23 protein-coding genes are annotated in these 20,411 nt (G+C 41.7%); 15 read left to right on the top strand and 8 right to left on the bottom strand.

Annotated elements, in window-relative coordinates; all coding sequences use genetic code 11:
* Both E0F88_RS11685 and E0F88_RS11680 read left to right on the top strand, forming a co-directional pair.
* Positions 1-280: IS66 family transposase (locus tag E0F88_RS11685; protein WP_165940039.1), on the top strand; the 280-nt coding region annotated here is incomplete at its 5' end.
* A gap of 35 nt (positions 281-315) precedes the next feature.
* A complete protein-coding gene (locus tag E0F88_RS11680) occupies positions 316-780 on the top strand; it encodes an NUDIX hydrolase (protein ID WP_131958404.1) in 465 nt (154 codons plus the stop codon).
* Positions 781-795: 15 nt separating this feature from the next.
* On the opposite strand, the gene E0F88_RS11675 is transcribed toward E0F88_RS11680, so the two are convergent.
* Positions 796-1,131 (bottom strand): hypothetical protein, encoded by a 336-nt coding sequence (locus E0F88_RS11675; protein WP_131958403.1) that lies wholly within the window; start codon positions 1,129-1,131, stop codon positions 796-798.
* A 638-nt stretch (positions 1,132-1,769) separates the two neighbouring features.
* Between E0F88_RS11675 and E0F88_RS11670 the strand changes: the two genes are divergently transcribed.
* Together E0F88_RS11670 and E0F88_RS11665 are read left to right on the top strand one after the other, a co-directional pair.
* Positions 1,770-2,393, top strand: a complete 624-nt coding sequence (locus E0F88_RS11670) for a response regulator (RefSeq protein ID WP_131958402.1) — start codon at positions 1,770-1,772, stop codon at positions 2,391-2,393.
* 638 nt (positions 2,394-3,031) lie between these two features.
* Positions 3,032-4,219, top strand: a complete 1,188-nt coding sequence (locus tag E0F88_RS11665; RefSeq protein WP_131958401.1) for a L,D-transpeptidase family protein — start codon at positions 3,032-3,034, stop codon at positions 4,217-4,219.
* Here the strand turns inward: E0F88_RS11665 and E0F88_RS11660 are convergent.
* Positions 4,183-4,962 (bottom strand): murein L,D-transpeptidase catalytic domain family protein, encoded by a 780-nt coding sequence (locus E0F88_RS11660; protein ID WP_131958400.1) that lies wholly within the window; start codon positions 4,960-4,962, stop codon positions 4,183-4,185. The genes E0F88_RS11665 and E0F88_RS11660 overlap by 37 nt on opposite strands.
* Positions 4,963-5,496: 534 nt before the next feature.
* Between E0F88_RS11660 and E0F88_RS11655 the strand changes: the two genes are divergently transcribed.
* The 5 genes from E0F88_RS11655 to E0F88_RS11635 all read left to right on the top strand — a co-directional run bounded on the left by E0F88_RS11655 (position 5,497) and on the right by E0F88_RS11635 (position 10,404).
* Positions 5,497-6,021: a YfiT family bacillithiol transferase gene (locus E0F88_RS11655; RefSeq protein ID WP_131958399.1), complete on the top strand. Its 525-nt coding sequence runs from the start codon at positions 5,497-5,499 to the stop codon at positions 6,019-6,021.
* Positions 6,022-6,232: 211 nt separating this feature from the next.
* Positions 6,233-7,006 carry a GDSL-type esterase/lipase family protein gene (locus E0F88_RS11650; protein ID WP_131958398.1) on the top strand — a complete coding sequence of 258 codons (774 nt, stop codon included), beginning with the start codon at positions 6,233-6,235 and terminating at the stop codon, positions 7,004-7,006.
* Between the two features lie 152 nt (positions 7,007-7,158).
* Positions 7,159-8,625 (top strand): SDR family oxidoreductase, encoded by a 1,467-nt coding sequence (locus E0F88_RS11645; protein ID WP_131958397.1) that lies wholly within the window; start codon positions 7,159-7,161, stop codon positions 8,623-8,625.
* 68 nt (positions 8,626-8,693) lie between these two features.
* Positions 8,694-9,047, top strand: coding sequence for a DUF4174 domain-containing protein (locus E0F88_RS11640; protein WP_131958396.1), 354 nt, complete (start codon positions 8,694-8,696; stop codon positions 9,045-9,047).
* Between the two features lie 115 nt (positions 9,048-9,162).
* Entirely contained in the window at positions 9,163-10,404 is a 1,242-nt protein-coding gene (locus tag E0F88_RS11635; protein WP_131958395.1) for a carboxypeptidase-like regulatory domain-containing protein, read from the top strand.
* Here E0F88_RS11635 and E0F88_RS11630 read toward each other — a convergent pair.
* From E0F88_RS11630 to E0F88_RS11620, 3 genes are read right to left on the bottom strand one after another with little or no spacing between them, the layout of a single operon-like run.
* The gene (locus E0F88_RS11630) at positions 10,380-10,748 is read right to left on the bottom strand and encodes a DUF983 domain-containing protein (protein ID WP_131958394.1); all 369 of its coding nucleotides are present in this window, start codon (positions 10,746-10,748) and stop codon (positions 10,380-10,382) included. The genes E0F88_RS11635 and E0F88_RS11630 overlap by 25 nt on opposite strands.
* Before the next feature lie 26 nt (positions 10,749-10,774).
* A complete protein-coding gene (locus tag E0F88_RS11625) occupies positions 10,775-11,128 on the bottom strand; it encodes an MmcQ/YjbR family DNA-binding protein (RefSeq protein ID WP_131958393.1) in 354 nt (117 codons plus the stop codon).
* A 4-nt stretch (positions 11,129-11,132) separates the two neighbouring features.
* The gene (locus E0F88_RS11620; protein WP_131958392.1) at positions 11,133-11,630 is read right to left on the bottom strand and encodes a hypothetical protein; all 498 of its coding nucleotides are present in this window, start codon (positions 11,628-11,630) and stop codon (positions 11,133-11,135) included.
* Positions 11,631-11,757: 127 nt separating this feature from the next.
* Here E0F88_RS11620 and E0F88_RS11615 point away from each other — a divergent pair, with 127 nt between their 5' ends.
* Both E0F88_RS11615 and E0F88_RS11610 read left to right on the top strand, forming a co-directional pair.
* The gene (locus E0F88_RS11615; protein ID WP_131958391.1) at positions 11,758-12,126 is read left to right on the top strand and encodes a hypothetical protein; all 369 of its coding nucleotides are present in this window, start codon (positions 11,758-11,760) and stop codon (positions 12,124-12,126) included.
* A gap of 109 nt (positions 12,127-12,235) precedes the next feature.
* Entirely contained in the window at positions 12,236-13,594 is a 1,359-nt protein-coding gene (locus E0F88_RS11610; protein WP_131958390.1) for a M24 family metallopeptidase, read from the top strand.
* A 56-nt stretch (positions 13,595-13,650) separates the two neighbouring features.
* Here E0F88_RS11610 and E0F88_RS11605 read toward each other — a convergent pair whose 3' ends face one another.
* On the bottom strand, positions 13,651-13,884 hold the full coding sequence (locus E0F88_RS11605; RefSeq protein ID WP_131958389.1) for a hypothetical protein: 234 nt from the start codon (positions 13,882-13,884) through the stop codon (positions 13,651-13,653).
* 321 nt (positions 13,885-14,205) lie between these two features.
* Here E0F88_RS11605 and nhaA point away from each other — a divergent pair, with 321 nt between their 5' ends.
* Genes nhaA through E0F88_RS11590 form a run of 3 tightly spaced genes read left to right on the top strand, consistent with a single transcriptional unit; the run spans position 14,206 to position 15,912 of the window.
* On the top strand, positions 14,206-15,387 hold the full coding sequence (nhaA, locus tag E0F88_RS11600) for a Na+/H+ antiporter NhaA (protein WP_131958388.1): 1,182 nt from the start codon (positions 14,206-14,208) through the stop codon (positions 15,385-15,387).
* A gap of 58 nt (positions 15,388-15,445) precedes the next feature.
* The gene (locus tag E0F88_RS11595; protein WP_131958387.1) at positions 15,446-15,739 is read left to right on the top strand and encodes a hypothetical protein; all 294 of its coding nucleotides are present in this window, start codon (positions 15,446-15,448) and stop codon (positions 15,737-15,739) included.
* Positions 15,730-15,912 (top strand): hypothetical protein, encoded by a 183-nt coding sequence (locus tag E0F88_RS11590; RefSeq protein WP_131958386.1) that lies wholly within the window; start codon positions 15,730-15,732, stop codon positions 15,910-15,912. Before E0F88_RS11595 ends, E0F88_RS11590 begins: the two co-directional genes overlap by 10 nt.
* A 100-nt stretch (positions 15,913-16,012) precedes the next feature.
* Here E0F88_RS11590 and E0F88_RS11585 read toward each other — a convergent pair whose 3' ends face one another.
* Positions 16,013-17,242: a multidrug effflux MFS transporter gene (locus E0F88_RS11585; RefSeq protein WP_131958385.1), complete on the bottom strand. Its 1,230-nt coding sequence runs from the start codon at positions 17,240-17,242 to the stop codon at positions 16,013-16,015.
* 387 nt (positions 17,243-17,629) lie between these two features.
* Positions 17,630-17,842: a hypothetical protein gene (locus E0F88_RS11575; RefSeq protein ID WP_131958384.1), complete on the bottom strand. Its 213-nt coding sequence runs from the start codon at positions 17,840-17,842 to the stop codon at positions 17,630-17,632.
* Between the two features lie 418 nt (positions 17,843-18,260).
* Between E0F88_RS11575 and E0F88_RS11570 the strand changes: the two genes are divergently transcribed.
* Positions 18,261-20,408: a TonB-dependent receptor gene (locus tag E0F88_RS11570; RefSeq protein WP_131958383.1), complete on the top strand. Its 2,148-nt coding sequence runs from the start codon at positions 18,261-18,263 to the stop codon at positions 20,406-20,408.
* Positions 20,409-20,411 lie beyond the last annotated feature (3 nt).

Here is a 20,411-nt window from a genome sequence, read left to right as displayed (position 1 = left end):
TTTACATGATGGGAATCTGCTGATCGACAATAATCAAATTGAAAATTCCTTACGTGGCTTGGCCCTAGGTCGGAAAAATTATCTTTTTGCCGGATCACATGATGCTGCACAGCGAGCTGCCATGATATACTCTTTCTTCGCGATCTGCAAAAAACATAATATCAATCCCTACAATTGGCTAAAAAACACCCTGCTAAACATCTCCACAATCAATCATAAAAACATTACCGACCTATATCCGCAAAACTTTAACAAAGTTCAGCAACTAACAAATATGTAGTTGGTAGGCCGGATACGTTGATACCGTAACGTAAAATGAAACAAAGTGCGGGTATTTTATTATTTCGAAATAGAGGATCGGAAGCCGAGGTTTTTCTGGTTCATCCGGGAGGTCCTTTTTTTGCAAGAAAGGATGCTGGCTGGTGGACTGTACCCAAAGGTGAATTTGGAGAACCGGAGCTGCCATTGCAGGCAGCAATCCGGGAGTTTGAAGAAGAAACCGGACTGAAACTTTCAGGGGAATTCCTTCCTTTGGCACCTATTGTACAAAAAGCAGGTAAAAAGGTTTACTGCTGGGCGATAGAAGGAAACATGGATGCTTCCGTCATTGTAAGTAATACCTTTGAAATGGAATGGCCTCCTAAATCCGGCAAGACAAAATCGTTTCCCGAAATTGATAAAGCTGCATGGTTTGACCTGGAAACGGCGAAACGGATGATCATGGCTGCGCAGATTTCTTTTCTTGACGAACTGCTAAAAGCCATGACCAGCCGAAGCTAATCTGCGGTAATCCGCTTAAACAAACTCACTTTTAACCTTCTTGTGAAGCGCATAAAGACGGCTGATGAAGTGATCACATTCGTCTTCTGACATGTTGTTGATGGTATTATTAACCGCATTCATCACCACTATGCCTTCTTCGTTGATCTTGGAACCCTGTTTTTTAATCTGGCTTACAAGTTCTTCCCATTCGCGGGAAAGCTGCTCGGAAAAATACTTTGAATCAATAATGTTGAAATAAGCTCCCTGAGCTTTAAGGCGTTCTTTGATCTTGGTAGAGTTACTCAGAAGAGACAGGCTTTCAATCATCTTGCTGAGCTCGATGTAGGTAAAAATATTGGACTGTTTCATAACGTTTGATTGTGGAGGACTAGGATAAATGCAACGGATAAAAACAATTAACAATAAAGTGTGTAATTGAATTAAGTTAGCGTGCGTGATCCTTTAAATATTGGGTTTCCTTGTATTGTGGCAAGTCTGCCTGATGAAGATAAGCTTTAATCCAAAAGCCCTACTAAGGTACTCTAATTCTTAAAAAGAAACATCAGTTGTTTTTTAAAATCAGCTATAAAATCATATGAACAGGATATAATCGGTTTGAATGAAAAAATCTGCCTACACTCTTTGTAGGAATGCGCCTAATATCATTGCGGACCAAATTCTATTTCGGATTCCAATATTTTCTAAATGCGCCCCTTTGCCAGATATCTTTTGGATTCGATGTGCTGATTTCTTTCGCATTTAAACATTAAAAAAAACTTACAATATATTATATAAAGGATTATCAACGTTTTATAATTTGATAATCCTATTGCTTCATGGAAGATTACCTCCTGAATAAAAGCCGGGATTATCACCGGGAGGACTGCGGAGAAGAATGCAACGATCAGACAAGTATGATTTTATACAATACGCTGAATCGATTTTAGATTACATCAACAGACTACCGGCTAAATCGCTGGTCACCACCAAGAACTTTTACATTTATCATGCTAAAAATTGCTGTTATTGAAGATTATTTTGTTTTTCGTTTCGGATTAAGAGGGCTGCTGGAGAAAAACTTTTCTGAGCTGGACCTGATGGAAACGGAGCATTCCGCAGATTATGGTGAAAAACTTGAACGTTTTCAGCCTGATCTGGTGATTTTGGGAATAAACGGAGCAGGTAAAGCAAACGGCTTTTATCTGACAAAAAAAATTAAAACACTTTATAAAAAGGTCCCTGTGATCATTTATGACATCCAGGCTGACTATGCTGCTGCTGTTAAATACATTCGAAGTTCGGCAAACGGATATTTATCCAAAACGGACGGAGAGGATGAGTTGCTAACCTGTATTAAAACGGTCATGTTGGGCAAAAACTATGTATGCCGGAAAATTCAGGAAAACATTATTGAGCATTTGATTATGGACAAACCTGCTTCCAGGGTTCATAAAAAGCTGTCAACGCGTGAATCAGAAATTGCCAGTCATATTAGCGATGGAGAAAAAACATCCGATATAGCGCATAAGCTGGGTTTGAAATCATCAACCGTAAGTACGATGAAATCCAAGATCTATTCCAAACTTGGTGTTTCCAACGCCGTGGAGCTGAGGATGAGAATTAAGGCTTAACTGGTCTTTTGGAGTTTTGAATAACAGCTGACAGAATTTCGATTCTGCCGGCTGTTGCGTTTAAGCGTTCGTTAGTTTTCGATCATTTTTAATTACCTTAAAACTCTGATTGCGACCTTGGCTTCAGTCGTACGAAACTTGCATTGTTGATATTATAACTTTTTGCAGGATACCTATCTGCCACGAGCTAGCAGACGGGACCGCAGCAATGTTAAGCAGTCTTTTGCGCAAATGTATTCTGGTTGATTGAAGAATGACTATTTTTTTACACTATTTATCCTCTCAAAACGTATATAGTCAGAAGTTGAATTCGCATTTCGAGAAGCGCCAGGCATGAATGATTTTATAGTGTAAGAAGCAGTTTCGAGCGGCCTCATATAGAACTATCTATATAAATCGGAAGTTAATTGGAACGCGGTTCCATCCTGAAGTTTTACTGAGACAGGGATAACAGGGTATAGAGGAATAATCATACACTTCCGTAAATCTTGTTCCCATAATTCCACAACTTATATTTGACCTAGGCTGCACATTATGGATTTATTGTATTGATATAGGATTTTACCGCTGTTTAATCAGATTTGTCATACTTAGCACAGGATTTTTAAGTAAACAGATAGTATTAAAATTATTACAAAATGCAAATGTTATCCGGCCTGGGCAGATCCCGATATATTCCTCTCTTAATATTGTTCATGCTTGCTTTGGCACAATCCTGTAAAAAGGATCCTAAAACGATGACACACGAGGAGTTATCCAAAGCGATCACCGGCAAGACATACAATAAGATTCTGGAATACACCAAATTATCAGGAATTGATTCGGCTAAGTTTTCTGGAAAAGAGGATGAAGCACCGGTTTTTGCCTTGCTGGAAGAAATGGCTTACGGACATAAGCCATCCTTAAGATATACCGAAAAGAAAATGAAAGCTGATACCATCATTCTTCGCGCTGCCGCTGAGGAATTGGTGAAGGGACAATCCGTTGAAAAGGCGATGTCGAGACTGGAACCACCATATCCGGTGTATCAGAATCTTAAAATTCATTACGCCCGTTTATTAAAGGAAAATAAAAAGGATAGCGCTACAATCGTTGCACAAACATTGAATGCCTATCGTTGGATGCACCGTCAGTCACAAGGCGCGCCTAGAATGGTGATGGTAAATATCCGTGGTGCGTACCTAACCGGCATGGATTCAACCGGGAAAGATGTGATGACAATGCGTACTGTAGTAGGTAAAAGCGATACGCAAACTCCCACTATTGACACTTATGCAACCAGCATCGTAACACATCCTTACTGGAATGTGCCCAAGAGCATCGCTATCAAAGAACTACTGCCCAAAGCAAAAGCTAATCCGGAATATCTAGCTAATAACAGAATTGAAGTAATTGATAAAAAAGGCGAAGCTGTAAATCCTGAGGATTTAAACTGGGACGAACTGTCATCTGAAAATTTTCCATACCGTTTTCGTCAGGAAACAGGTGAAGATAACTCACTGGGCTTATTGAAGGTGGAAATCAAAAATCCTTTGGCAATCTATCTGCATGATACCAATGCCCGTTACCTGTTCAATAGCAACAGCCGGTGGCGAAGTCATGGTTGTGTACGCGTACAGCGCCCGACAGATCTGGCCAACTTTATGGCCGGTACCGAGTTGCTGAGCAGCGATTTCCTGACAGAACCCGATACCGTTTCTACGCCGCCGAAATGGCATAAGCTAAAAAGACGTATCCCTGTCTTCCTGTTTTACCTGGGAGCGGATTGTAATGAAAAAGGTGATTTGCTTTATTTTGCTGATGTATACAGAAGAGGCGAAGTCTGAGTTTCTTCTTCTGGTGTCAAACCGGCCAGTAAAGGTGAAGATTTGAAATACTTCTGATCCATTGAATAGATAAAAAGTCCTGCCCCGTTGTATAACATGTTGATGAGCTTCTTGCTGTCGGCGATGGATACTGCGGGGCAGCCCTGGCTACGGCCAAGTCTGCCGGTATTTTTGATAAATGACTCGCTTACATAATCGGCACCGTGCATGACGATAGCACGTTCAAAAGCCCGGTCATTAATTCCTTTTTCCACACCTTCAAGTTTAAGCGAAAGTCCGTGTTTGCCAATGTATGTACCCAGCGTGCGGTAAAAACCAAGGCTGGATTGAAAAGAAGAGTTGGTGTTTGAAAACTTTTTGGCAAATTCTTCGCCTGAATTCCGCCCATGGGCAACATAAGTATGCATCAGAACCTTCTTCCGAATTACATCAATTACATACAATCGTTTATTCCGTGACGACTGGCTGAAATCAACGATAGCCATCACAGGATTACTGAGTTTCATCTTCTGGAAACCAAACCAGGCACAGCGAAAAGCCGCTTCGGATAGTCCTTCTTCACGCAAATGCAGTGAATCGTACAAGGTTACCCATTCTGGTTTTGTTATAATGGAATCGGATTTTGTAAGTAAAGTATCTGTCTGAGCAGATGTTGAATTGTAAAGCGGATTAAAATCCCGGAAACAAAATGAAGCACTAAGCACTACTACTACCGCTGCTAACACAACCTGAGCCTTTGTCATTACGAATCGTTTAATTGGATAATCTGTTACGGTTCATGAATCTGAGGATTCCGGTTAACCTGTTTCGGGAAAAACGTGACCAAAACAAATAAGTTGCCCGGAAGCGGAAGAATTTACTCTCCCTAAGGTATAGTGACTAACAGCACGTTAACCAGAAATGGTTCCGGGGATGGGTTTTTAGTTCCTATGTGATGCTTTATATGTTACTGATTATCAAATGATCACGAGCCATTAATATTAAAAATTATGTTGCCACTAATTTCACTGATGGACACGGATGTTAGTTATTCTAAAAATGGATTCGTGAACATTCGTGCATCCGTGGCAACGAAAATGAATTATAAAGCCACCAATTTCACTGATGGACACGAATATTAGTTTTTAAAAAATGATTCGTGCATCCGTGGCAAAGAAAATGAATTATAAAGCCACTAATTTCACTGATGGACACGAATGTTAGTTATTCTAAAAATGGATTCGTGCACATTCGTGCATCCGTGGCAAAAAAATACTATTCGTGGCAAAAATAGCTCTATGACAGACAGCAGATTTCCATTAGGCCCTTTTGTAATTCAGGACGACTATACCAGCGAAGAGCTGGAAACCCTGATAGATATCATTGAAACCATACCTGCTGATTACCGGCGGTTAACCGAGAACCTCACCGAAGCCGACCTTTCCAAAACCTACCGGGAGGCTAGCTGGACAATCCGGCAGCTGGTTCACCACGTAGCCGACATCCAGTTTTTGCATTACTTCCGGATGAAAAAAGCGCTGACCGAACCGGATTACAAAGACATGACCGTAATCGACATGAACGCCTGGGCGGCCACGGCAGATTCACTGTCCGCACCCATCACCGTTGCCCTACAGATGTTCGAAGGCGTGCACCATCGCTATGCATTCCTGGCCCGAACCCTCACAGAAGAACAACTCACGATCCGCTATTTCCATCCCGCCCGTCAAATCTGGTTCTCCCAAAAACAAGCCCTGGCAATCTCCGTCTGGCACACGCAGCACCATCTGGCGCATATTGGGTTGGCTTTGGGGGAGGTTTAAGTTATAGAGTTGCACTTGTTTTTCGAATTTATGCGATATTTAAAAAACATAATGTTAACCACACTAATCACCAAACCAACCATACCAATAACTCTTCTACTGTTCTTCTACCTTAAAGTACATATTTATTCTCCGCAACAAGGATAATACGCTTCTGTAATCCTTTCACTATCATGAAATTTCAAACGCCATTTTCACAATCTGCACGCCAATGAAAATTACAACTATCATTCTAGCCTTTTTACTGGCTTCTGTCACGATTGCACAAGCACAGAATAAAACCAACCTTGCCATCGTCTTCATCGGTAACAGCATTACCCAGGGCAAGGGCGGTACGAATGGTTTTGCGCCGCCGGTGCATGCAGTGAATTATCTTAAAGAGGAGAAAAATGCGGATGTGCTGTTTGCTAACCTGGGAAGAAGCGGGTCTACTACTTTGGACTGGCTTCCGGGGAATGCAGGATCGTTGGCAGGAAAATACTTTGTGAAAGTGACGGAAGCAGCGGACAGTCTTTTTTTGAAAAAAGATCGTCAGTTAATTTTTTCTATGAAACTGGGTACAAACGACAGCGCCATACAAGGTCCCAATGGTGCGCCGGTTTCCAGGGGAAACTACCGGAAAAATATGGAAACGATTATCTCGGAAGTTCTGCACAAATATCCGGGAAGCAAGGTGGTGGTCCATCATCCGATCTGGTACAGTACAAATACTTACAACAGCTCCAAATACCTCGCCGAGGGGCTGGAAAGACTGGAAAGTTATATTCCGGAGATCGACGCCATGATCGATTCATACAAAACATCCGAGCCGGGAAGGGTTTTTAAAGGTGATACAAAAGCGTTTAAATATTTCAAAAAACACCATCTCAAATACTTCAAACCTGAAAAAGGCCAGCAGGGAACATTCTACCTGCATCCCAACGAAGAAGGGACAGCGATTTTAGGTAAATACTGGGGTAAAGCGATTGGGAAGGCGGTGTTATAGTTGTTTTTCACGCAGAGTTTAGGAGTGACGCGCAGAGCACACAGAATTTATCAAAATTTCCTGTTCGGGATTAACGTATGGTGGTATGGTTGTTTAGCGTTTGTTGCGACACGCTAATTTTCCATCGGACTCACCATCAATCATCCCAATAAATGAAAATCCTTCTTACAGGTGCCACCGGATACATCGGCAAAAGGCTGCTTCCCGTGTTGATTGAAGCCGGGCATGAAGTGGTGTGCTGTGTGAGAGACAAAAACCGTTTCCCGACATCGGGTGTGTACGGACAGCCGGGCGTCTCGGTTTTCGAAGCTGATTTTCTCAAAGAAGTACCGGTTGTGGCTGCGGTTAGGGATATTGACGCAGCTTATTATCTCATACATTCGATGAGTTCGGTGACCGGGGATTTTAAGGAAATGGAGGAAACTTCTGCCTCGAATTTTATTGGTCTGGTACAACAGACTCAGGCAAAACAAATTATATATCTCAGCGGTATCACTAATGACAAAGCGCTTTCCAAACATCTCGCTTCCCGCAAACAGGTGGAGGAAGTGCTTGGTAAAAGTCAGGTTCCGCTAACGGTGGTAAAGGCCGGCATCATTGTGGGTTCCGGCAGTGCATCTTTTGAAATCATACGCGATCTGGTAGAAAAGCTGCCGATCATGATCACGCCAAAATGGCTCAACACCAAAAGTCAGCCGATTGCCATCCGGAATGTGCTGGAATATCTTTCAGGAGTTTTGATGAAGGAAGAAACTTTTAACCATTCCTATGACGTAGGGGGTCCGGAGATTTTGACCTACAAAGAAATGCTCATGCAGTTTGCTGAAATACGCGGACTGAAACGATACATTTTTACCGTACCGGTGATGACGCCGAAACTGTCTTCCTACTGGCTTTATTTTGTAACTTCCACCTCTTTTAAACTGGCTTCCAACCTTGTTCACAGCATGAAGGTGGAAGTGGTGCCGGAAAATAACGATCTGGAAAAAATGCTCGGTATCAAACCGATTTCCTACAAAGAAGCGGTATCGCTTGCCTTTCAAAAGATCGAACAAAACAATGTGGTTTCCAGTTGGAAGGATTCTTTTGTTTCCAGTTACGCCAGCAGTTACATGGTTGAGCACATCAGGATTCCGAAGGATGGCTGTTTTACGGATAAAAGATTAAAAGAAATTACGGTTAGCACGGATCAGGTTTTGGAAAATATATGGTCTATCGGCGGAACGCGCGGCTGGTATTATGGCGACTGGCTATGGCGGCTCCGCGGTTTTATGGATAAACTTGTCGGCGGAGTTGGTCTCAGGCGCGGGAGGACGAATACACATACCATTTTTACCGGCGATACGGTTGATTTCTGGCGGGTACTTGCGGCTGATAAACCCAATAAACGGCTGCTGCTTTATGCTGAAATGGTGCTTCCGGGAGAGGCCTGGCTTGAATTCCGGATCGTTGAAAAAGAAGGTAAACAATATCTTCAGCAAACGGCTACTTTTCGTCCAAAAGGTCTGCTGGGAAGATTATACTGGTATGCTGTGTTGCCGTTTCACTTTTTTGTGTTTGAAGGAATGGCTACCAATGTTATGAATTACAAGCCGGAAGATGCTTTACACCCGGTCTGAATGCGCCAGCAGGCTGAACGGCAGCAATTCCTTCCTGATATTCAGTTTAAAACTTATACTTTAAAATCATGAAACTGCTCATTCTTCTATTCCTATTCATGTCTGTAGACCAACCAAGAAAGGTTCTTTTGTTTTATAAAGAAGATGGTAAAGTCTTGTACGATAGGCAGATAGCTGATCTGCAAAAGCAGAAAGGTGGTCTGGCAGAAAGAGATATTGAAATTAGTTCGTTTCCCTATTCTGCGCAGACAGCTTCGGTTTGGGCAAAAAATAAGATAGACAAAGATTCTGCTTTTACCTTTATTCTCATCGGAAGAGACGGCGGCGAAAAATACCGCTCTGTTATGCTCGTTACCGCTGTAACTCTTTTCGGCCAGATCGACGCCATGCCCATGCGGCGGAGTGAGGTAAGGAGGAAGTGATTGGGTCCTGCAAAATCCATTCAGCCTGCTCCGCATTCAGACCGAATTCTACAACTAAAATTTAAATAACTAAAAATTTAGTTGTAAACTTGCGGTTATAAAAATCGGGTGCAGAATGCCTTTTAAGTTTATGAAAAGATTTGGCGGGGTTATTTTTTTTATCATTTTGCTGTTTGCAGGAAACCTTGCAATGTCACAAAAGAGAGAGTTTCGGGGTAGGGTTGTGGACGAGGAGACTGGCAAACCGCTGGAATTTGTAACCATCTTTATAACCAATACCACTGTTGGCACATTGACGGACGAAAAAGGAAGTTTTGTAATAATATTGAATCCGGGGAAATATGATGTTGCTGTCACGATGGTTGGCTACGGTCCGCTTATCTATCCTCTGGAAATTCCTGGTGAGAATACCAAAGCGCTGAGCCCGGTCTTATTCAAATTGATACAAACGGAAAAGGAACTGAATACGGTTTCTGTAAAGGCTAAAAGGGATGAAAGCTGGTATCACAATCTCGAAATATTTAAAAATAATTTTCTGGGTCAAAGTGATGTTTCCAAAAAATGTAAGCTGGTTAATCCCGAGACGCTGATCATTGTTTATGATGAAAAGGCAAATAAACTGACGGTGACCGCCAGGGATCTGTTGGTGATCGAAAATCCGGAGCTGGGATATAAAGTCAGTTATTTACTGATTGAGTTTGTTTATGACTTCCGGGCAAGATATGTTTCTTACCTGGGTTACCCGAAATTTGATCTGCACAAAGGCAGCAAAACAAAGGAAAAGCGTTGGGCCAAAAATCGCAGAATCGCTTTTAACGGATCTGCCATGCATTTTGCCCGGGCACTAAGAGAGAAAAAGTTAGAAGAAGAAGGTTTTAATTTAAGGCGACTTATCAGGAAACCCAATCCAAACAGACCTGCCGAAGAGCAACTTGAAGATGCAAGGAAGCAGCTTCGCGCAAGGGGCAACACGGTCCGGCTTGATGCTAATGATCCGATAAGTATTGTTTTATCAAAAGCTAGTTTACCCAAAATCGTGGAATCACTGGATACAAGCCGGGTTCCTTATACAGACTATATTCAAATTAATGGTGAAGAAGTGAGAATGGCCTTTGAGGGTTATTTTCAGGTGGTTTATGCAAGAGAAAAGGAAGAATTGAGCTATGTAACGGCCTCAATGGAAAATCGCAAGCCAACTTTTCAGACCTCTGTGATTTTCCTCAGAGACAAAGAAGTTTTTGCGGAAAAATCCGGTAGTTTTTCTGAGCCGTTGGGGATTGTTTTTGAAGGTTACTGGGGATGGGAAAAAGTGGGAGATATGCTTCCGCTTGATTATATGCCGGACGAATCTTCATAATTCACAAAAATATTAATCCAAATTGCCCGGGCCAAACGGATAATAATGGGTTGCAGAGAAAACAGGATCAGCGTGATGACAACGAAGAAAAGATTCATCTCCATTTTTACATAAACAAGTAACAAAATAGAGAGCAGTGTCATGATGAAAATCACAATCGGGAAACTTGTCCACAATGCACCGATGTAAAAACCAGGCTCAATTTTAAAATCCTGGCCGCAAACGGGGCAGCGGTCAGGCATGTCCAGCGAACCTTTCAAACTGTAAGGATTGCGTTTTACAAACAGGTTGCCCTTATGGCAGCGCGGACACTTCATCCGGGCAACACTATAAAATTTCGACATCTGCTGCTTTTGTGGTTGTGGAGCGGCTACTCATTATTTTCTTCAAACAGTTTAAGGAGCTTTTTGGGCGCCCGGTTTTTCCATGCCCGGGTAAGCAGCTCTTTCAAAGTTACCTGTTTTACAGAGCTAAGGCTAATGAGCATGTATTTTGATTTCAGGTAATGGTCGGTGATGTAAAATGTGTCCGGATCTTCCTCAATCCATTTATCTCTTTCTTCAGTGTTAATCACCAGCGTTTCTCCGTCTTCTCTTATTCTTGCAAATAACTTATCATTCACATAAAATGCCGGCGTTTCGAAGCATAACTTTTCGGTAACAGCAGGAAGGTGCTCTACTGTCTGACGGAGAAAATTCAGGTAGGGAGAATAAAAGACATCCATAATACTAGATTTTACGAACGGGCCGTAATCCTTTCATCGCCTTTGTTCCGATCATTGGAAGTGCAGCGGGAATTTTCAGTAAGGTATTTTCCGGCTGAACATATTCCCTGTAACCGGAAAGATATCTTTCAATAATAAAATCGACTTCCTTTTCAAATGCAATCGACGAATCATTGGTATAGGCTGTCATATCATATAGCTTTTTGTGCCAGATTGCCGCATCCAGATTCGCGTCAAGTGTGTACAGGTTCTGAAAGCCTTTATCGAATTTAAACAAAATCCCCTTCTCTGCGTTGGCAATCAAACTTTCAGGTTGTCCGGTAAGGGTGATAGGCATGTACGTCTGTTTTTCATAAACAAAACCGCCATGACTGGACTTGATATATTCCCGCATGGACCGCGGTGCATCACCAACATTTAATACATCTACCAGTAAAATCAGTCTGGAAGCATGGAACAGACCGGGGTTTTCGATGAGGGGTAAAGACGAGATTCTGATCATATTTTACAATTTATTAATCTTAACAAAATGGAAAGATTTTCTGTTTCAGCGTAGGTTTTTTATGGCATGATAATTTAGAAAAATGCTGCGAACGGTGACATTTTGAATCTAAAATTAGAAATATATAATGGTAAAAACATACAGATTTATCGCCTTACTCGGTGATGGCCGGGAGCGGTTCAGCGACAAGGATCTTGATCAGGAATGGCCAACGGAGCCTGTTGTAATTGATGCGTATGGATTTTCAGACACCTATCGCTACGATGGTTTTGTATTTTTAAATGAAAGCTGGTTTACCAAATACAGCAAAAACTGGCAAAATGATAATTCTGAAATTGACGAATTGCTGGTTAACCTGGTGAAGTATGCAGAGCACGGTTCCCAATCAGAGAACCTGGTTAAAATTCAGGCATACCTGGCCGAGCCTCCGGAAACAATTGAAGAAACTGTGGAGATGTGGAAGAGTTTTTATGACCCGGAACTGAAGGTAATTTAATTATTTCAACCCGAAGAAGTAAATAGAAAAGGTGCGAATTGGTTGCCTGACCAATTAAGATAATTTCTTATCTTACTAATGTTCTTGTTTCAGGTAATCTTCTAACGTTATGCTCCAAAAAATACTTTATTTATTTCTGTTTTCATTCCTTTTTTGTTTTTCAAAATCCTTTTCACAATCCATTCCAATCATTCTTCCGGAACGTGAACGGGCTGCTGTAATTGATAATATTCTGGAAGACCGGTTTGAAAATCTTCTTCCCCAACTAATGCGCCGGGAAGGGATTGATATGTGGGTGATTATTTCCAGAGAATATAACGAAGATCCCGTTATGAAAACGATGCTGCCCAGTACCTGGATTTCAGCACGTCGCAGAACGATCATGGTATTTTTTGATCCGGGCGAAGGCAAACCATTGGATAAACTGGCGATTGCACGTTACGACGTGGGGACCTTACTTACCGGTGAGTGGGACCTGAGCTCGAATCCTGATCAATGGGACGCACTCATGAAGGTGATTAAAGCAAAAAATCCAAAGAAGATCGGGCTTAATTATTCGCCGACCTATGCTCATGCAGACGGTCTGACTTTTACGGAGCATGAAGAATTTTTAAACAAACTTCCAAAAGAATTTCATTCCAAAGTAGTATCCGCCGAACGCCTTTCTATCGGCTGGCTGGAAACGCGTACGGAAAAAGAAATGGCAATTTATCCGCTGATCTGCCGGATTTCACACCAGATTATCGAAGAAGCTTTTTCAGAAAAAGTAATACAGCCCGGCGTTACAACTACGGACGACGTGGTTTGGTTTCTCAGACAGCGTGTCACGGACCTTGGCTTGGATACCTGGTTTCATCCGACTGTCGATGTTCAGCGTGCAGATGATAAAAAGTTTGATCACCTGCGGACTTTTGCCAAAAGGCCTGGAGACCAGCCAATACTTCCCGGCGATTTAATTCATGTTGATTTTGGAATAACCTATCTCCGTCTGAACACTGATCAGCAGCAGCATGCTTATATATTAAAACCTGGTGAAAAGGATATTCCGGGCAATCTAAAAAAAGCGTTTTCTCAGGGGAATCGTTTACAGGATATTCTGACGGCAAAATTTATTTCTGGTAAAACAGGAAATGAAATGTTATCGGAAGCTTTGAAACAGGCGGAAGGAGAGGGGATTGCCGGTTCTATTTATTCTCACCCGATTGGTTCGCACGGTCATGCTGCCGGGCCTGCAATTGGTATGTGGGATAATCAGAAAACAGTAAAAGGAACAGGCGATTATCCGTTGTTTGAAAACACGGCCTATTCAATTGAACTGAATGTTTCGGTAAAAATTGAAGAATGGAACAAAACAATCCGGATTATGCTGGAAGAAGACGGATACTACGATAAAAACGGATTCCGGTTTATCGACGGCCGTCAAAAGGAGATTTTTACGATTCCGCGCAAAGTTGCCAATGTCGAATAACATAAAAAAAGAGGAATCATCTGTTCCTCTTTTTAATCCCAACTTAACCCTTATATTTATTTCGAAACCTTTGTCAATTTAAGTCCAACCAGGGATGCTTTCTGAGCAGGCGTATATTTGTTGTATTCAGCAGCAGGTTTTACCTTTTGCGGTGCAGGAGTTTCTGTTGCCGTAACATAAGCTGGTAAAGCAGATGTTGAATTTACTGTTGCTTTATCTTCTGTATTGGCAAATGCAAAAGTAGTACTAAGCGCCATTGCGCAGATGAATGTTGTGATCGTGTTTTTCATAGCTATATTATTTTTGATTCTTGTCTTTGTCTTATTTTGTTGATACAAAGCTAACTCGACTCATCACAGTATTCTTACATTATTTGATCGAACGAACCATTACAGGTATGAGTGGTGGCTATTGATGATGAGCTATTTAAGGATGGTTTAGTTGGGTCTTATAGTTTAAATGGATTGGAATTGAAGTGTTTTTTATAAAACTGTATTATTGGAATAGTTCAATATTTTGTGTTTCTATTACTTGTAGTCTATAATATTTGGTTAAAATGGATCTGCCCGATTATCCGGAGCTTATAACTTCATTTTTCCTATTTTTACATCATGTCAAAAAATATAAATCTGAGGTCCTTCGCGGAATTTCTGAAATCGGGCTCGCTTGGCGGGATAATCCTGATCGCCTGTGTGATCATTTCCATGTTTATTGCAAACTCTTCGTTTGGAAGTCACTTTGAAAGTTTGCTTTTAACACCGCTCGGATTCGAAACAGAGAGCGTGCATTTGCGATACCCTCTTTTACTTTGGATTAATGATGGTTTGATGGCGGTCTTTTTTCTGATGGTTGGGCTGGAAATTAAACGTGAACTGATTGAAGGTGAATTGTCTTCCTTTAAAAAAGCGTCGCTTCCCGTATTTGCTGCATTGGGTGGTGTAATTGCTCCTGCCACTATTTATTACCTGCTTAATAAAGACACGGAAACAGCCGGAGGATGGGGAATTCCGATGGCAACCGACATCGCTTTTGCTATTGCAATTGTAACCATGCTTGGGAAAAAAGTACCGGCGTCCCTCAAAATATTTCTGGCGGCATTAGCCATTGTTGACGACTTGATGGCGATTTTAGTTATCGCTGTTTTTTATTCCTCTGACCTGCATTATACCTATCTGCTTTATGCCGGCGGGATTTTTCTGTTTTTGCTTTTGTTAAATAAAGCAGGCGTTAAAAATCTGGCTGCCTACCTGATCCCGGGTCTCTTTATCTGGTATTTTATACATCATTCCGGAGTACATGCAACAATCGCCGGTGTGCTGACCGCGCTGGCCATTCCCACAACGCCGGATGCAAAAGAATCACCGCTTGAAAAACTGGAACATGTTCTTGTGAATCCGGTCAATTTTGTCATTATGCCACTGTTTGCACTGGCTAACACCAACATTAAGTTTGAATCCGAAATGATCGGAGGATTAACCACCACGCTGGGATTAGGAATTATCCTCGGTCTCGTGGTTGGAAAACCCTTAGGTATCTCCCTGTTATCCTGGCTGGCTGTGAAAAGCGGCATCTGCGCAAAACCTGATAAAGCCGGATGGAGTCAGATCGTTGGTGTGGGTATGCTTGGAGGCATCGGTTTCACCATGTCTGTTTTTATAGCGCTTCTTTCTTTCCCAGGGCAGTTCCTGATCTTATCTGAGGCAAAGTTTTCAATTCTCTGCGGGTCTGTGTTGTCTGGTATTTTGGGTTATGTTTTACTTAGTTTGATTAGTAAGCGTAAGCATGAAGGTTGATTAAATGCTTGTTTTTGTACTGAAAACTATACAAATTTGTTGAGTAAATTATACAGATATGATAGCTGAAATAGTAAACAATTACGAAAATCTGGTTGACAATATTGGAAAGCTTATCGAAGTGTCCGGTTACAGAAATGATTATATCGCTAGGAAGATTGGATTAACCAATGTCAATTTTTCGGCCAAGAAAAATCGTAAAAGCTTCTCATTGGAAGAAATAAGACAAATCGTTGCTATTATTGATAGTGACGATGTTGAAGATTATCTAATGATTAATGAAATGGACTCGAGAAAAGAGGACGAAACCATTACCCATGATGAGTTATATAAACAAATGGGATGGAAATAGTTTACAAAAGGAGATTTGTAAAGGAATTAGTGAAACTGCCGGGAAAGGTTCAGTCCGGTGTTAAAGATGTTTTTGATAAATTAAAAAAAGCAGATAGTCTAGAAGCTTCCGGTGTTGATTATAAATTAATGGAAGGCCAAAAAAAGGGCAGAGCTATTATCGGATTCGTGTAGGAAGTTACAGAATTGGGATTGAGTATGTAAAACCGGATATCATTGTAGTCATGATTGCTTCACGGGGTGACGTTTACAAAACTTTTCCTGCTCAATAAATCTAATGCACAAATCCCGCATCGGCACCCTGTTGTATCTCAACAGGTTCTTTTATGTTGCGTCTTCCAATGAATAATACCATCAAAGCGATTAAAGCCGAACCTGCCATTGCAGCTACCATCGGCGTTGCGGAAGGCACTTCAAACATACTGATCAAAACAGAAATAAGCGTTCCCATTCCCATTTGAACGGCCCCCATCATTGCAGATGCACTCCCTGCATTCTTCGAGAATGGTGCCAGAGACAGTGCTGCGGCATTGGGATTGGTAAAACCGATGCAGCAAAGGAAAAGGAATAAAAATCCAATTGTTACAGGTAAAGTCAGCAAGCCATTCAGTGCTGCGGCCAGAAAAGTAAATCCCACAATTACCTGGCATATCAAAGCGAAATTCACGATTTGCTCACTTGTAAATTTGTGAAGGAAAAGCGTATTCAACTGGCTTGAACCAATAAATCCTACTGACAGGAAAGCGAAGATCCATCCGTAAACTTTTTCGTCCGTATGAAATACTTCCATAAATACCAGCGGTGAACCTGAGACATAAGCGAACAAACCTGCAAATGCGATGGCACCGGTAAGCGCGTAGGTATAAAACTGGGGCTCACGGAGCACTGCCCAAAAGTTGAGTAAAATTGGTTTTGGTTTCAGAGAAAGCATTTTATCGGGTTTGTAGCTATCGGGCAGCCAGAGAAAGGTGGAAATCAAAATAGCGACGCCCATTCCTGTAAGGATTAGAAAAACGGATTGCCAGCCAAACGCGGAGGTCACGTAGCCGCCAACCGTTGGTGCGATCATGGGTGAAACACCTACAACCAGCAGCAGAAGTGAAAATACCTTTGCATTATCCTTAACCGGAAAAAGATCCCGCACCATGGCAATGGAGGCAACAGCTGCGGCACAGCTTCCGATCGCCTGAATAATACGCATGAAAATCAATCCATTAATACTTGTTGAAAAAGCGCAGCCGGCTGATGCGGCTATGTATACAAGCAAGCCGATAAATAGCGGTTTTTTTCTGCCGAACCGGTCAAGAAGCGGTCCGTACAAAAGCTGACCCAGTGAAATGCCAATAAAAAAACCTGATAGGGACAGAGAAACTTTTGCTGCTGTGGTATGCAGGTCACGTGCAATGGCCGGAAAGCCTGGCAGGTACATGTCAATTGAAAAAGGTCCTAACGCTGTTAAGCTGCCTAAAATAAGAATAAGAAAGAAGTATGTTTTTTTAGACATCAGAACGGAACATGGTGCTACATTTTACCTGATGCTGATAACAGTGATAGGCCGGAGCAGGTTCGGCTCCCTGGTAAGATCTGCGAAATATCCAGATCTTTAGCAAAAAAGGCCCGGATTTTATCCGGACCTGAAATATCTTGTTTGTTGTTGAATCTCCAGATTATGCTGAAAGCAAATTTAGTTTTTTGTATACTTCTCTTTCACTTTCACTCACTGTATACGGGACCTTATTTTTAAGATAAATAATCGATCCGCGACCTCTTTTGATCGGTAATACTTTGACTACGTCTTCTCTATGAATGATAATGCTAATAAGCTTTTGACCCAAAAGTTTAAATGTACCTGATTGTACCATGTTAATTTGCATGCTTAAAATTGAATACTTTATGCAATTCCGCCTACCTGACTTCCTGATTTTAAATACAACAAGAAATAGTCTTTTGAAATAAGAAAGTAACCCAGATCATCTCTTTGGCTTGATAAAAGAAAATCAGATACCTCTCTTTTTGCGTCTGTTTCGTCATGCGCACCTGTAACCGTTAAAATTGCGCCTGGTTTCAAATTAATTGCCGCGTCATTACCAAGTGTTGCTATCATGAGTGTTGTTATTTAGAAATTCGGTCCGGTTGAGAAATTGTTATTTAACAGGATAGAATAAATAAACATGCCAGACACGCACCCCTGGACTCCGTATAAACAATCGGTGATCCGAAAATGATCGATTTACAGATGAATGTATAAAATTAATTATCTCATTACAAGTCATTTATAAACTTTTAATAAAAATTTGAAAAATAAATTATAGCAGTGGAATTAATAGGACAATTCGGTGATAAAAATTTCTCAATTTGAGATTTTGTAGGTTACAAGAAAATGCATTGAAGCGTGTTCTCCACAAACAAAATTTTCTCCGTCATCCAATGTCTGCATTTCATCTTACCAATTCTGAACTTCGGTAAACTTCAATTTTAAGATTTTCTGTTTCTGCTCAAATTTGACACAAACAAAGAGCGATATGAAAACGATTTTTACTTCACTTCTTTTATTCACTGTTCTTGCTTCCTCAGCGCAAACCCGTATTTCCGGCAAAATAACGGATCAGAAAGGCATTGTAATTCCGGGAGCGAATATCTACATAAAAGGTACCTACGACGGTTCTTCATCTGATCTGAACGGCAGCTTTCAATTTAGTACAGATGAAAAAGGAAAACAGATTCTGGTCATTCAGTCCATAGGTTTTAAAGCAAAAGAGAGTGAAGTTGAATGTGCGGCCCAGCCTTTAATAGTAAATATTTCTCTAAGTGAAAGTATTAACCTTCTCACCGCGGTTACCATCACCGCAGGTGCCATGGAAGCCAGTGATGAGAAAAAGGCGGTTGTGTTGAAACCTTTGGACATTCTAACGACATCAGGTGCCATGGGAGATATAACCGCTGCTTTCCTGACTTTACCAGGAACATCTACCGTTGGTAATGACGGCAGACTGTTTGTTAGAGGAGGAGGTGCTTCGGAAACTTCAATTTACATAGATGGTCTGCAGGTCGGTAATGCCTTTGGTAGTACAGTTTCCAATGTTCCGACCCGCACCCGTTTTAGTCCGAATCTTTTCAAGGGCTCATTTTTTAGCACTGGCGGCTATTCCGCGGAATTTGGTCAGGCGCTTTCGTCTGCCCTGGCACTTAACTCACTGGATATGCCATTGCGGAATCAGGGTGATTTGAGTATCATGACCTTGGGCGGTGGATATACTCAGACCTTGGTTGGAAAGAAAAATGCGCTCACAGCTTCTGCCAACTATTTTAATCTCGCTCCCTATCAGGCTGTTGTGAAACAAAAATTTGACTGGGGAAAAAGTCCGTCTGGCTGGGATAGCGAAATATCGTTAAAACAAAAATGGGGAAAGGCCGGTTTTATCAAAGGTTACTTTCATACGGAAGGCGGCGGAATGACGATCTGGCAAAAGGAGCCGGGGGCGGAGGGACGGGGGCAAAGGGTTAAACTGGATAACAGCTATTCTTATGGAAATGTATCATTTCGTCATTCGGGTGGGAATAATTGGTTTTTCAGTGGCGGCGCTGCTTTCTCTCACAACAGGGATGCTATTCGTCTGGATCAGACTCCCGTTCGCCAGGTTACTCAGCTGGTTCATACAAAGTTTGTTGCTACAAAAGATTTTACACCCGGTTTTGCACTTAAAAATGGATTGGAATGGTACGTGAAATCTTACTCGGAAGCTTTGTTAAATGAAAGTAAGGAGCGTGACATTAAAGATCATCAGTTTAATCACTTTATAGAGGCAAGTTATTATTTCAGTAACAGGTTGATCGCCGTCGGAGGGCTCAGAAGCGGATACAGCATATTGGCAAAACAGTACTGGCTGACACCCCGATTTTCTCTTGCCTACAAATTGAAACAGGGACAGCTTTCTTTTGCAGCAGGAAAATTCAAACAGCTGCCCGACGAAAAATTAAGGGTTTTGCAAACCAATCTGGCAAACACGGAAGCGACGCACTACATCCTGAATTATTTTCTGGTTAATAATAACAGAACCTTTCGCGCCGAATCATTTTACAAAATCTACGACAACCTGGTCACATACTCCGGCACAACGCGTGAACCACAAAAAATCGGGCAGAACGGCTCAGGATATGCAAGAGGCGTTGACTTTTTTTACCGGGACAAAAAAACGGTGAAAGGAACTGACTTCTGGATCACATACAGTTTCGTGGACAGCAAACGCAAATTTGCTGCTTATGAAAGCCTAATACAACCATCCTTCGCACCAAAACACAACGGTTCGGTAGTAGTAAAACATTTCGTGGGTAAGCTTAAATCGCAGCTCGGAACTTCCTGGTCGTGGAACAGCGGATACACCTACACCAATCCCAACTTAGCCGGTGAAATGCAGAACAAAACCAAAATGTACAGTGACCTCAGTCTTAGCTGGAGCTGGCTGCCAAGACCAAACGTAATCGTGCATGCAGCCTGCTCAAATGTTTTAGGGCGGGAAAATATCTTCGGTTATCGTTATGCAAGTCAGCCTGGGGCGGAGGGGAATTATGCGAGCCTGCCAGTTGGGCAGGGAGCGAAAAGATTTGCCTTTATCGGTCTGTTTATAACCCTTTCGAAGGACAGAAATGCCAACCAACTGAATAATTTATAAATC

This window comes from Dyadobacter psychrotolerans, from assembly GCF_004349265.1.
Classification (GTDB): domain Bacteria; phylum Bacteroidota; class Bacteroidia; order Cytophagales; family Spirosomataceae; genus Dyadobacter; species Dyadobacter psychrotolerans.
Note: the sequence above shows the minus strand (reverse complement) of the source record. Positions and strands in the feature narration are given on the sequence as shown.

Bases quoted from the DNA above. Each gene is read 5' to 3' on its own strand.
- E0F88_RS11680 (WP_131958404.1), top strand. From the start codon at position 316: ATGAAACAAAGTGCGGGTATTTTATTATTTCGAAATAGAGGATCGGAA.
- E0F88_RS11675 (WP_131958403.1), bottom strand. From the start codon at position 1,131: ATGAAACAGTCCAATATTTTTACCTACATCGAGCTCAGCAAGATGATT.
- E0F88_RS11670 (WP_131958402.1), top strand. From the start codon at position 1,770: ATGCTAAAAATTGCTGTTATTGAAGATTATTTTGTTTTTCGTTTCGGA.
- E0F88_RS11665 (WP_131958401.1), top strand. From the start codon at position 3,032: ATGCAAATGTTATCCGGCCTGGGCAGATCCCGATATATTCCTCTCTTA.
- E0F88_RS11660 (WP_131958400.1), bottom strand. From the start codon at position 4,962: ATGACAAAGGCTCAGGTTGTGTTAGCAGCGGTAGTAGTAGTGCTTAGT.
- E0F88_RS11655 (WP_131958399.1), top strand. From the start codon at position 5,497: ATGACAGACAGCAGATTTCCATTAGGCCCTTTTGTAATTCAGGACGAC.
- E0F88_RS11650 (WP_131958398.1), top strand. From the start codon at position 6,233: ATGAAAATTACAACTATCATTCTAGCCTTTTTACTGGCTTCTGTCACG.
- E0F88_RS11645 (WP_131958397.1), top strand. From the start codon at position 7,159: ATGAAAATCCTTCTTACAGGTGCCACCGGATACATCGGCAAAAGGCTG.
- E0F88_RS11640 (WP_131958396.1), top strand. From the start codon at position 8,694: ATGAAACTGCTCATTCTTCTATTCCTATTCATGTCTGTAGACCAACCA.
- E0F88_RS11635 (WP_131958395.1), top strand. From the start codon at position 9,163: ATGCCTTTTAAGTTTATGAAAAGATTTGGCGGGGTTATTTTTTTTATC.
- E0F88_RS11630 (WP_131958394.1), bottom strand. From the start codon at position 10,748: ATGTCGAAATTTTATAGTGTTGCCCGGATGAAGTGTCCGCGCTGCCAT.
- E0F88_RS11625 (WP_131958393.1), bottom strand. From the start codon at position 11,128: ATGGATGTCTTTTATTCTCCCTACCTGAATTTTCTCCGTCAGACAGTA.
- E0F88_RS11620 (WP_131958392.1), bottom strand. From the start codon at position 11,630: ATGATCAGAATCTCGTCTTTACCCCTCATCGAAAACCCCGGTCTGTTC.
- E0F88_RS11615 (WP_131958391.1), top strand. From the start codon at position 11,758: ATGGTAAAAACATACAGATTTATCGCCTTACTCGGTGATGGCCGGGAG.
- E0F88_RS11610 (WP_131958390.1), top strand. From the start codon at position 12,236: ATGCTCCAAAAAATACTTTATTTATTTCTGTTTTCATTCCTTTTTTGT.
- E0F88_RS11605 (WP_131958389.1), bottom strand. From the start codon at position 13,884: ATGAAAAACACGATCACAACATTCATCTGCGCAATGGCGCTTAGTACT.
- nhaA (WP_131958388.1), top strand. From the start codon at position 14,206: ATGTCAAAAAATATAAATCTGAGGTCCTTCGCGGAATTTCTGAAATCG.
- E0F88_RS11595 (WP_131958387.1), top strand. From the start codon at position 15,446: ATGATAGCTGAAATAGTAAACAATTACGAAAATCTGGTTGACAATATT.
- E0F88_RS11590 (WP_131958386.1), top strand. From the start codon at position 15,730: ATGGAAATAGTTTACAAAAGGAGATTTGTAAAGGAATTAGTGAAACTG.
- E0F88_RS11585 (WP_131958385.1), bottom strand. From the start codon at position 17,242: ATGTCTAAAAAAACATACTTCTTTCTTATTCTTATTTTAGGCAGCTTA.
- E0F88_RS11575 (WP_131958384.1), bottom strand. From the start codon at position 17,842: ATGATAGCAACACTTGGTAATGACGCGGCAATTAATTTGAAACCAGGC.
- E0F88_RS11570 (WP_131958383.1), top strand. From the start codon at position 18,261: ATGAAAACGATTTTTACTTCACTTCTTTTATTCACTGTTCTTGCTTCC.